Source organism: Pseudomonas sp. 05T35, assembly GCF_056396605.1.
On sequence record NZ_JBFTLU010000151.1, the window covers coordinates 1 to 10,507 of the forward strand.

The 10,507-nt window shown below is 59.1% G+C and carries 11 protein-coding genes and 1 pseudogene; 2 read left to right on the top strand and 10 right to left on the bottom strand.

Annotated features, from left to right (window positions below; translation table 11 throughout):
* Window positions 1-38 precede the first annotated feature (38 nt).
* The 5 genes and pseudogenes from AC1DH9_RS13805 to puuE form a co-directional block, all read right to left on the bottom strand.
* Window positions 39-1,346 (bottom strand): urate hydroxylase PuuD, encoded by a 1,308-nt coding sequence (locus tag AC1DH9_RS13805; protein WP_427541535.1) that lies wholly within the window; start codon window positions 1,344-1,346, stop codon window positions 39-41.
* A gap of 60 nt (window positions 1,347-1,406) precedes the next feature.
* Window positions 1,407-1,730, bottom strand: a pseudogene (locus tag AC1DH9_RS13810) (ureidoglycolate lyase); the annotation flags it as partial.
* A gap of 142 nt (window positions 1,731-1,872) precedes the next feature.
* Complete coding sequence (gene alc, locus AC1DH9_RS13815; protein WP_429539838.1) at window positions 1,873-2,868, bottom strand: allantoicase; 996 nt, start codon at window positions 2,866-2,868, stop codon at window positions 1,873-1,875.
* A gap of 89 nt (window positions 2,869-2,957) precedes the next feature.
* Window positions 2,958-3,473, bottom strand: a complete 516-nt coding sequence (gene uraD / locus AC1DH9_RS13820) for a 2-oxo-4-hydroxy-4-carboxy-5-ureidoimidazoline decarboxylase (protein ID WP_427541526.1) — start codon at window positions 3,471-3,473, stop codon at window positions 2,958-2,960.
* Window positions 3,470-4,396: an allantoinase PuuE gene (gene puuE, locus AC1DH9_RS13825; protein WP_427532234.1), complete on the bottom strand. Its 927-nt coding sequence runs from the start codon at window positions 4,394-4,396 to the stop codon at window positions 3,470-3,472. The genes uraD and puuE overlap by 4 nt, the downstream gene beginning before the upstream one ends.
* Before the next feature lie 437 nt (window positions 4,397-4,833).
* On the opposite strand from puuE, the gene uraH reads away from it, so the two are divergent.
* Entirely contained in the window at window positions 4,834-5,187 is a 354-nt protein-coding gene (gene uraH, locus AC1DH9_RS13830; protein WP_095078352.1) for a hydroxyisourate hydrolase, read from the top strand.
* A gap of 208 nt (window positions 5,188-5,395) precedes the next feature.
* On the opposite strand, the gene AC1DH9_RS13835 is transcribed toward uraH, so the two are convergent.
* The 3 genes from AC1DH9_RS13835 to AC1DH9_RS13845 all read right to left on the bottom strand — a co-directional run bounded on the left by AC1DH9_RS13835 (window position 5,396) and on the right by AC1DH9_RS13845 (window position 8,218).
* Window positions 5,396-6,022 carry a LysE family translocator gene (locus tag AC1DH9_RS13835; RefSeq protein WP_427541523.1) on the bottom strand — a complete coding sequence of 209 codons (627 nt, stop codon included), beginning with the start codon at window positions 6,020-6,022 and terminating at the stop codon, window positions 5,396-5,398.
* A 65-nt stretch (window positions 6,023-6,087) separates the two neighbouring features.
* Window positions 6,088-7,437: an NCS2 family permease gene (locus AC1DH9_RS13840; RefSeq protein ID WP_427541520.1), complete on the bottom strand. Its 1,350-nt coding sequence runs from the start codon at window positions 7,435-7,437 to the stop codon at window positions 6,088-6,090.
* Window positions 7,438-7,783: 346 nt separating this feature from the next.
* Entirely contained in the window at window positions 7,784-8,218 is a 435-nt protein-coding gene (locus tag AC1DH9_RS13845) for a MarR family winged helix-turn-helix transcriptional regulator (protein ID WP_427541517.1), read from the bottom strand.
* A gap of 82 nt (window positions 8,219-8,300) precedes the next feature.
* On the opposite strand from AC1DH9_RS13845, the gene AC1DH9_RS13850 reads away from it, so the two are divergent.
* Window positions 8,301-9,467, top strand: a complete 1,167-nt coding sequence (locus tag AC1DH9_RS13850; RefSeq protein ID WP_477808304.1) for an aminotransferase-like domain-containing protein — start codon at window positions 8,301-8,303, stop codon at window positions 9,465-9,467.
* Between the two features lie 197 nt (window positions 9,468-9,664).
* Here the strand turns inward: AC1DH9_RS13850 and AC1DH9_RS13855 are convergent, their stop codons facing one another.
* Together AC1DH9_RS13855 and folE are read right to left on the bottom strand one after the other, a co-directional pair.
* Window positions 9,665-10,036: a glutathione S-transferase N-terminal domain-containing protein gene (locus AC1DH9_RS13855; protein ID WP_123580334.1), complete on the bottom strand. Its 372-nt coding sequence runs from the start codon at window positions 10,034-10,036 to the stop codon at window positions 9,665-9,667.
* A 103-nt stretch (window positions 10,037-10,139) separates the two neighbouring features.
* The coding region (folE, locus tag AC1DH9_RS13860; protein ID WP_477808305.1) for a GTP cyclohydrolase I FolE at window positions 10,140-10,507 on the bottom strand (368 nt) is incomplete at its 5' end.

Genomic DNA, 10,507 nt, shown 5'->3' on the forward strand with positions numbered 1-10,507 from the left:
CTGTGTGGGAGCGAGCTTGCTCGCGATGTTTTTACTACTTAATTGGTCCGGGCTCCCTGGTTGATCCAGGCGCCGATCAGGTCGCGTTCCTGCTGGGTCATCTGCGTGATGTTGCCCAACGGCATGATCTGGCTGGCGACAGCCTGGGCCTGGATMCGCGGGGCCAATTGCTGGATTTGTTGCGGGGTATCGAACATCACGCCGGCCGGTGCCGCGCTGAACAACGGGCTGGTCGGTTTGGCCGAATGGCAGACCGCACAACGTTCCTGAATCACGCTGTGTACCTTGCTGAAGTCCGGACCGCTTGCTGTCGAAGCTTGCGCGGGTGCAGCAGCCGCAGCCGGGGCCGCAGGCGCTGCTTCAGCAGGTTTGCTACCACCGCCGAGGGCGGTTTCGGGCAGCGGCTGGTACTCGATCTTCGCCGGTGCCTTGGCCACTTCCGGGGTGTTCATTGGCGCTGGGCCGGTGACGTACGCCAGGCAGATCATGCCCACTGCCGCGACGGGCAGGGTCCAGGCGAACTTGTGGCTTTCGTGGCGGGTGTTGAAATAGTGACGCACCAACACCGCGAGTACCGCGATCCCGGCCAGGATCAACCAGTTGTACTGGCTGCCGTAAGTGCTCGGGAAGTGGTTGCTGATCATGATGAACAGCACCGGCAAGGTGAAGTAGTTGTTGTGCCGTGAACGCAGCAAGCCCTTGGCTGGCAGTGCCGGATCCGGCGTGCGGTTCTCGGCGATGGCCGCCACCAGTGCCCGTTGGGCCGGCATGATGATGCGGAACACGTTACCGACCATGATGGTGCCGATCATGGCGCCAACGTGCAGGTACGCACCGCGACCGCTGAACACTTTGCTGAAGCCGTAAGCGGCGCCAATGATCAGCACGAACAGAATTCCACCTAGCAGGGCAGGGCGTTTGCCCAGGGCCGAGTCGCACAGGAAGGAGTAGATGAACCAGCCGATGAACAGCGAGCCAAGACCGATGGCCACGCCTTCCGGTCCGCTCAGGCTGCTGCCCGGTGCCAGCAGGTACAGCGTCGGGTTGGAGTAGAACACCACGCACAGCAGCGCGATCCCCGACATCCAGGTGAAGTAGGCTTCCCATTTGAACCAGTGCAGGTTGTCCGGCATGGTCGGTGGGGCCAGTTTGTATTTCTCCAGGTGGTAGATCCCGCCACCGTGAATCGCCCAGAGATCGCCCGCCAGGCCGTTTTTCGGGTTGACCCGATTGAGGTTGTTTTCCAGCCAGACAAAGTAGAACGACGCGCCGATCCAGGCCACGCCAGTGATCATGTGAACCCAGCGCACGCTCAGGTTCAGCCAYTCCAACAGATGTGCTTCCACAGTCTTTACCTCTCGCCTGTCACTCTTGTTGTCGAGTGATCAGACCTTCTCTTATTGGTCGCGGACCAAGCCTGATACAGGTTCATCGCCAAGTGGCGCGACCACGATCAGAAAGGGGTTGCCGAGCAGCGGTATGAAAGCCTGGCTGCCCAGCGGATGGCGTTCCAGCATGCGGATGGTCAGCGGCATGTCCTGCGCGTCGGCGCGGAAGATGCTGATGATCGCCTTGTCTTCCGGCGTGGCGGTTTCCACCGTCGCCAGTTTGTGAAAGCGCATGGTCGAACCGTTGTTGATCATGAAGTGATCGCTGCCATCGGTTTCGATCACGTCACCGAAAGGGGCGAAGGCTTCTTTGGTCAGCGGTTCAATCGTCAATGTGCGCATGCTGGTCTTCTTGTCTTGAATTCGTTGTTGTCTGGTCTATTGCTATCGTCGGAACGCCGCCCGGAGCCGGCTCGCTCCCACAGGTTTTGTGAACACCACAATCCAATGTGGGAGCGGGCCTGCTCGCGATTGGCTTCACCGCTTACTTGGCGACTTTGCCTAGTACCCGCAAGCGGCTCACGCCACCGTCCGGGAACACGTTCAGGCGGATGTGGGTGATCGGACCCAGGGCCTTGATCTGCTCGGCGAAGGTGTGTTCGGCGTGCATTTCCAGTTTCTGCGCTGGCAGCAATTCGCGCCAGAACAGCGATTGGGTTTCGATCTGGCTGTCGGTACCGCCCTTGACGAACGCGCCCTGGATCGAACAGGTGTCCGGGTAGTTGCCCTTGAAGTGCAGGGTATCGACGATGATTTTTTCGATCTCGCCCGGGTGGCCCAACGCGACGATCACCCAGTCATTGCCCGGGGTGCGACGACGGGCGGTTTCCCAGCCGTCGCCCATGTTGATGCCACGGCCCGGGTTGAGGATGTTGCTCATGCGACCGAAGTGTTCGTCGGAGCAGGCCAGGGCGCGACCGCCGTTCAGGGCTGCGGCCAGGTCAATTTGCTCGTTGTCGCCCACCGCCGACCAGTCGCGGAACGGAATGCCGTACACGCGCAGACGGGCGACACCGCCGTCCGGGTAGATGTTGAAGCGCAGGTGGCTGAAGGCCTGGTCGTTGTTGATTTCGTGGTAGTGGTGGCTGTTGCCTTGTAGCTCGACCGCCGACAGCACTTCAGTCCACTGGGTGTTTTCGTCCGGCTCGCCCGAGGCCAGGAAGCACGCTTCCAGGGAGGCCGATGGCGGGTAGTTGCCGGTGAAGAATGAAGTGTCGATGTCTACGCCCTTGATCGAGCCCGGCACGCCGAGGCGGATCACCGCGCTGTCGTAGCCTTCGAAGCGCTTGCGGCGCGATTCCCAGCCATCCATCCACTTGCCGTTGTCATCGAACACGCCTTCTTTCCATACGGCCGGGGTCGGCTGGAACAGGCGGTTGGCATCAGCGAACCAGTCATCGGTGACCGAGATGATTTTGGTGCCCAGGCGGGCGTCGGCCAGGTTGACGAACTTCTCGAAAGGTACGGCGTAAGCTTTCATTCTTCTTGTCTGCCTTTAATTAAAGTGGCTTGGGATGCTTGCAGGACCCTGGGCGTTTTTCACGTTCATTCACGCTCGGGCCCAGCTCGCTAAAGAGTCAGTAATCGGAACAGCGCAATCTTGTTGATCTCCGCCAGCGCGCATTTGAATTCGGTGTCGACTGAATTGTGAATGCGCGTTTCGAATGCTGCGAGGATCTGATGCCGGTTGCTGCCTTTTACCGCCATGATGAAGGGAAACTTGAACTTGGCTTTGTAGGCATCGTTCAACTCGGTGAAGCGCTGGAACTCATCGCTCGTGCATTGGTGAATGCCGGCGCCAGCTTGCTCGTTGGTGCTGGCTTCGGTCAGTTGACCCTGGACGGCGGCTTTGCCGGCCAGGTCCGGGTGAGCGTTGATCAAGGCCAGCTGGCTGGCGTGATCGGCACACAGCAGGATATCGCTCATGCGCTGGTGCAGGGTTTCGATCTCGTCGATCGCCGCGTCCTGGCCCAGGTCGAAGGCTTTTTCGGCGACCCATGGCGAATGTTCGTAGATGTCGGCGAAGGCGTTGACGAAGGCGTCGCGGCTCAGGGTCGATGGCTTCAGGGTCTGGAAGGCAGTCATTTCGAAGCCTCTGGGTAAGGGTGGGTTTCGTGCCAGTGGCGGGCAATATCGACCCGGCGGCTGAACCAGACCTGCTCATGGCTTTTTGCGTATTCGATAAACCGCTTGAGTGCGGCCAGGCGGGCAGGGCGACCGATCAGGCGGCAGTGCAAACCGATGGAGAGCATTTTTGGCGATTCGGCACCTTCGGCGTAAAGCACGTCGAACGCGTCCTTGAGGTACTGGTAGAAATCGTCACCCTTGTTGAAACCCTGAACCTGGGTGAAGCGCATGTCGTTGGTGTCCAGGGTGTACGGGATCACCAGGTGCGGTTTGCCGGTCGGGTTGTTCGGTTCCCAGTACGGCAGGTCATCGTCGTAGGTATCGCAGTCGTACAGGAAACCGCCTTCTTCCATTACCAGCCGACGGGTGTTCGGCCCGGTGCGGCCGGTGTACCAGCCCAACGGGCGCTCGCCGCTGATTTCGGTGAGGATGCGGATCGCTTCGAGCATGTGCTCACGCTCTTGCGCTTCGTCCATGTACTGGTAGTCGATCCAGCGATAGCCATGGCTGCAAATCTCGTGACCGGCTTGAACCATGGCGCGGATCACGTCCGGGTGGCGCTGGGCGGCCATCGCCACGGCGAAGATGGTCAGTGGGATGTCGAATTCCTTGAACAGCTTGAGGATCCGCCAGACGCCGGCACGGCTGCCATACTCGTACAGCGACTCCATGCTCATGTTGCGCTCGCCTTGCAGCGGCTGCGCCGAGACCATTTCCGAGAGGAAGGCTTCCGACTCTTTATCGCCGTGCAGGATGTTGCGCTCGCCGCCTTCCTCGTAATTGAGCACGAAGGACAAGGCGATGCGGGCATTGCCCGGCCAGTGTGGGTGGGGAGGGTTACTGCCGTAACCGATCAGGTCGCGTGGGTAGTCAGCGCTCACTGCAGTCTTCCTTCTTATTCGGGGTTGCTTATTCGCGATAAGGGATGTGTGGCGGCCTGAAGGTCAGGTGACAGGCTGGCGTCACAGCGATGGGCTGATTGTATACAACTTTATATTCACTTTGTAAGCCTGATTTTTTGCATTTTTCATCAACTGTCGTCTTTTCGGAGTACTGCAAGAAACCTGCCTGAGTGGTCAGCTAATGGATGTAAGGTCCTCTGATCTTATGGTTCAGCGTCGGATTTGCAGAGAAACCTTGGATGGCGGAGGTGGTGGTAAAAAATGTCGTTTTTATTGTGTACAATTTTTTTGAAAAGTGTCTTAATCAGTCGCTCGCCGCCGCTTTTCGTGCTCCGAAAAGGTGCGGTCTCCTTTTTAACTGACTCCGGGAGGCGCGAGGCCTGACTGCTGCAAACGCAGGCAGGCGCGCAGAATCAATGGGACGTTTGACTACACACGTTTTGGACGCAGCACACGGTTGCCCGGGCAGCTCGATCAAGGTCGAGTTGTACCGCGTTGAGGGTTCGCAGCTGGAATTGGTCGCCAGTGCACTGACCAACAGCGACGGCCGTTGCGACGCACCCTTGTTGCAAGGCGATGACTACCGTTCCGGGGTCTATCAGTTGCAGTTTCATGCCGGCGATTACTACCGCGCGCGCGGTGTGCAGCTGCCGGAGCCGGCCTTTCTGGATGTGGTGGTGCTGCGCTTCGGCATCTCGGCAGAGCAGGATCACTACCATGTGCCGTTGTTGATTTCGCCCTACAGCTATTCGACCTACAGAGGAAGCTAGGACTTTCCCCTGCTATCTTTCTCAGAAGCGACTGCGCATATAGCTTCTTTGGTCTTTCGCCCGCTCACACTGCGGGCTTTTTTTCGCCTTGAGAAATGTGGTGTCTGTGCCGGCGCCATCGCGAGCAGGCTCGCTCCCACATTGGATTGTGGCGTTCACAAAACCTGTGGTGTCTGTGCCGGCTCCGGGCGGCGTTCCGACGATGCTCTTAGCGGCTCAACAACGATGCAGCACCCGCGCCACTGAACAACCCGGCGCTGATCCGGTTGAACCAGCTCTGGCCCTTGCCGCTGCGCAGGTACCGCGCGGCACCATGAGCGCCGAGGCCGTAGGCCACCTTGCAGCACAGATCCAGTACGGTCCAGGTGGCGATCATGATCAGCAACTGCGGCAGAAACGGCTGCTGTGTGCTCAAGAACTGCGGCAGGAAAGCGGCGAAAAACAGGATGTCTTTCGGGTTGCTGGCACCCAGCACGAACGCGCGCCCGAACAGTGCACGAAAGCGCGGTGTCGGCGCGGTCTGGGGCACTTCGGCGCCGGTCGATGGCTGCCGCGATTGCTGCCAGCTTTGCCAGGCGAGGTAGAACAGGTACAGCGCGCCGACAATTTTCAGCGCACTGAAGAGTTGCTCCGAAGCCAGCAGCAGGGCGCCCAGACCCAATGCCGAAGCACTGAGCAGGCAGATCGAGGCAAATACGCCGCCGAGAAACGCCGGGTAAGAACGCCGCAGACCGTAATTCAGACTGTTGCTGATCATCAGCAACGACAGTGGCCCCGGGATCAGGATCACCACCAGTGCAGCGCCGCTGAACAGCAGCCAGGTTTCCAGACTCATCACTTTCCTCCCTATGTGCAAAAGCCCCACCCGACAGGGTGAGGCTGGTTTGAAACGCGTACCGCTTACAAGAAAATGAACTTGGCGATAAAGATCGCGCAGAGCACCCAAAGACTGATGGAAATTTCCTTGTGTTTACCCGTACCGGCCTTGAGCACCACGTAGGTGATAAAGCCCAGCGCGATACCGTCGGCAACCGAGAAGGTCAGCGGCATCATGATGGCCGTGACAATCGCCGGAATGCTGTCGGTGGCTTCACTCCACTTGATGTGCTCCAGGCCGCTCATCATCAGCATGGCCACGTAAATCAGCGCACCGGCGGTGGCGTAAGCGGGGATCATGCCAGCCAGCGGCGCGAAGAACATCGCGGCAATAAATAGCACACCTACGGTCACTGCGGTAAGACCGGTACGACCACCGGCGGCCACACCCGCAGCACTTTCCACATAACTGGTGACCGGCGGCACACCGACCATCGCCCCGAACACGCTCGACGCACTGTCGGCTTTCAACGCGCGGGAGAGGTTTTCGATCTTCCCGTCCTTGCCGACCAAACCTGCCCGTTGCGCCACGCCCATCAGGGTCCCGGCGGTATCGAACATGTGCACGAAGAGGAACGCCAGCACCACGCTGATCATGCTGACGTTGAACACGCCGGCGATGTCCATGGCCATCCAGGTCGGTGCCAGGCTGGGAGGGGGCGACATGATGCCGCTGTAGTGCACCAGGCCCAGACCCCAACCGGCGAGAGTCACGGCGATGATGCTGATCAGGATTGCACCGAACACGCGGTGGTAACTGAGTACCGCAATCATCAGGAAGCAGACGGCGGCCAACAGCGGACCAGGGTCACGCAGATTGCCCAGCTTGATCAATGTGGCCGGGCTGGCGACGATGATGCCGGCGGTTTTCAGGCCGATGATCCCGAGGAACAAGCCAACGCCTGCGCCCATGGCGAAGCGCAAGCTCACCGGAATACTGTTGAGCAGCCATTCCCGCACGCGCGACAGCGTCAGGAACATGAACAACACACCGGAAATGAACACCGCGCCCAGCGCAGCTTCCCAGTGGTAGCCCATGGTGCCGACCACGGTGTACGTAAAAAAGGCGTTCAAGCCCATGCCTGGTGCGAGGCCGACAGGCCAGTTGGCGTACAGACCCATCAACAGGCAACCAAGCGCAGCCGCGATGCAGGTCGCGACGAAGGCGGCGCCGTGGTCGATCCCGGCGTCCGCCATGATGTTGGGGTTGACGAAGATGATGTAGGCCATGGTGATGAAGGTGGTAATACCTGCGATCAACTCGGTCTTCACCGTGGTGCCATGCAAGCTGAGTTTAAAAATGCGCTCCAGCCAGCCAGTGCGTAATGGCGGCGAGAGTTCCAGCGTCGAGGCTTCGGATTTGCGGCTTTCCACAGCGAGTACTCCTCAAGAGTTTTATTGTTATTTCCAGAGCCGGACACATGAGGTGGGCAGCGGCTCTTTGAGGTACTTGCGAATTTGTTGACCGCTTGGTCAGGAACTCGCACGAAACGGATTATGCTTTTGTATACAAATAAAGCAAATAATGTTTTTGATTTTGTAGACGAAAAGTCTGGAGGGAAAGCTATATGCAGGGGATAGGGCTGTTCCGTAGCAGCTGGCGAAGCCTGCGTTCGAGCGCGCAGCGGTCGTAAAATCCACCTCTACGGTTTATCGGGGGGAACCCTACGACTGCTTCGCAGCCGGACGCAGGCTTCGCCAGCTGCTACAAAAGCCTGGTTTAGCGGTTTTCGCCCAACGCCTTATTCACCGCCAACCAACCATCCACCGCCGCCTCGCCAGCCTCGGCAAACACTCGCTCAAGCAATTTCACTTGCTCACGTCGCAGCGACTCCTCGAACCGCGCGCCGTCGACGGTCAGTTGCAGCAGGCGTTTACGCTTGTCGGTCGCTGACGCCACGCTGTCCACCAGGTGCATCTCCACCAATTGGCGCAGCGGAATATTCAGCGCCTGCTTGCTCACACCAAGTAGCGCGAGCAATTCCTTGACGCTCAGGGCCGGGTAGCGGGCGATGAAAAACACGATGCGCTGATGCACGCGGCTCAAACCGCGCCGCTCGAGCATTTCGTCGGCTTTGGCGGTGAAGGCCTGGTAGCCGAAGAAGAACGCTTCCATGGCGGCTTGCTGGGTGGTCTGGTTTTTAAGGTCAAGCATATTGACGTATCTGCTCGCGCTGTCGTAATTTCGGTCAAGTAGTTTGACTTAATTTCCTTGGCCTTCGCTACCGGTGACCCCCATGGCTTTTTCCGAACGTGTCTCGCGCCTTAAAAGTTCTTTGATCCGTGAAATCCTTGCCGCGGCTCAGCGCCCGGAAGTGATGTCGTTTGCTGGTGGCCTGCCTGCCGAAGCCATGCTGCCGAAGGTCGAGTGGGCTGACATGCCGTTGTCCATGGGCCAATACGGCATGAGCGAAGGCGAACCGGCATTACGCGAAGCGCTGGCAGCTGAGGCCCGGGCCTTGGGCGTACCGTGTGAGGCGAGTCAGGTGTTGGTGGTCAGCGGCTCCCAGCAAACCCTTGATCTGGCGGCCAAGCTGTACATCGACAAAGGCACCGAGATCATGCTCGAAGCGCCGACCTATCTGGCGGCGCTGCAAATCTTCCAGCTGTTCGGCGCTGACTGCCTGACCGTGCCGCTTGCGGCCGATGGCCCGGACCTGAAGGAGCTGCGTATGCGCCTGGAAAAACATCACCCGGCGTTCATCTATCTGATCCCGACGTTCCAGAACCCCTCGGCCGTGCGCTACAGCGACGCCAAGCGCGATGCAGTGGCAGCGTTGCTCGATGAGTTTGGCGTGACCCTGATCGAAGACGAACCCTACCGTGAACTGACCTTTGATGGCGGCAGCGCGACGCCTATCGTCAGTCGCTTGAAGAAGGCCAGCTGGATCTACACCGGCACCGTGTCCAAGACCTTGCTGCCTGGCTTGCGCGTCGGCTATCTGATCGCCAGCCCGGACCTGTTCCCGCACCTGCTGCGACTCAAGCAGTCGGCAGACCTGCACACCAACCGTGTCGGTCAATGGCAGGCGTTGCAATGGATTGGCAGCGAGAAGTTTCGCGATCACCTGAGTGAACTGCGGGACTTCTACCGGGTTCGGCGTGACGCCTTTCAGTTGRCACTGGAAACCCATTTCTCCGATCTGGCCGAGTGGAATGTGCCGCAGGGCGGGCTGTTTTTCTGGTTGACCCTGAAGCAGCCGTTGGACACCCGGACCTTGCTGAACGAGGCATTGGCGCAGGACGTGGCGTTCATGCCGGGAGAGCCGTTCTTCTCTGAACCGGACAACAATCCGGGGCATCTGCGGCTGAACTTCAGCCACATCGATCCGGCGCGGCTGGACGAAGGGCTTAAACGATTGGCTGGAGTGGTGCGTCAGGCACAGGCTGCGGAGGCGGCGTAAGGGAAAGCCAAAAACAAATAAACCGGCGAATGGGCCGGTTTATTTTTGTCCGGGATTTGTGGTGATAGTGCCGGCGTCTTCGCGAGCAGGCTCGCTCCCACATGGGATTTGTTTTGAACACAAAACTTATCCACAACACAAAACCACTGTGGGAGCGAGCCTGCTCGCGATGGCGTCCGTCAGATCACTACAAAAAGTCAGGCTGCCGCGAAGCGCTTGTCCAGATAATCAATGATCACCTTGGACTCATACATCCAGGTGGTCTGGCCATTCTCTTCGATGCGCAGGCACGGCACCTTGATCTTGCCACCTTGCTCCAGCAGGGTCTGGCGATCCTGTTCGTTGTTCTTCGCATCACGCAACGCCACCGGCACATTCAGGCGGCGCAGGGTGCGGCGGGTTTTCACGCAGAACGGGCAGGCGTGGAACTGATACAGCGTCAGGCCTTTCGCTGCGTTTTCGACCTGGGCCTGAGCGGCGGCGGGGCGCTTCTTTTTGCTCGGGCGGGTGAGGAAGTCGATGAAAATGATCAGCTGGCCGAGGCCGACACGAAGCGCTTTTACTAACACGGTATAAGCCTCACGGGCGAATGAAGAAAGGCGCGCAGCTTACCTGATTTTTCACAGGCGAAAAAAAACCGGCGATGAATGCCGGTTTTCTTCGTACAGCGGATTACTTGATCAGGCTGAGAAACTCGCTGCGGGTCGCCGCGTTTTCGCGGAACTCACCGAGCATCACCGAGGTGATCATCGACGAGTTCTGTTTCTCTACACCGCGCATCATCATGCACATGTGCTGGGCTTCGATCACCACCGCCACGCCCAGGGCGCCAGTAACTTGCTGGACCGCCTCGGCGATCTGCCGGCTGAGGTTTTCCTGGATCTGCAGGCGGCGGGCGTACATATCGACGATCCGCGCGACTTTCGACAGGCCCAGCACCTTGCCACTCGGGATATAGGCAACGTGGGCCTTGCCGATGAATGGCAGCAAGTGGTGTTCGCACAACGAGTAGAGCTCGATGTTCTTGACCAGCACCATTT

Coding starts and splice junctions, on each gene's coding strand:
- alc (WP_429539838.1), bottom strand. CDS start 2,868: ATGAAAGCTTACGCCGTACCTTTCGAGAAGTTCGTCAACCTGGCCGAC.
- AC1DH9_RS13835 (WP_427541523.1), bottom strand. CDS start 6,022: ATGAGTCTGGAAACCTGGCTGCTGTTCAGCGGCGCTGCACTGGTGGTG.
- uraH (WP_095078352.1), top strand. CDS start 4,834: ATGGGACGTTTGACTACACACGTTTTGGACGCAGCACACGGTTGCCCG.
- AC1DH9_RS13845 (WP_427541517.1), bottom strand. CDS start 8,218: ATGCTTGACCTTAAAAACCAGACCACCCAGCAAGCCGCCATGGAAGCG.
- uraD (WP_427541526.1), bottom strand. CDS start 3,473: ATGACTGCCTTCCAGACCCTGAAGCCATCGACCCTGAGCCGCGACGCC.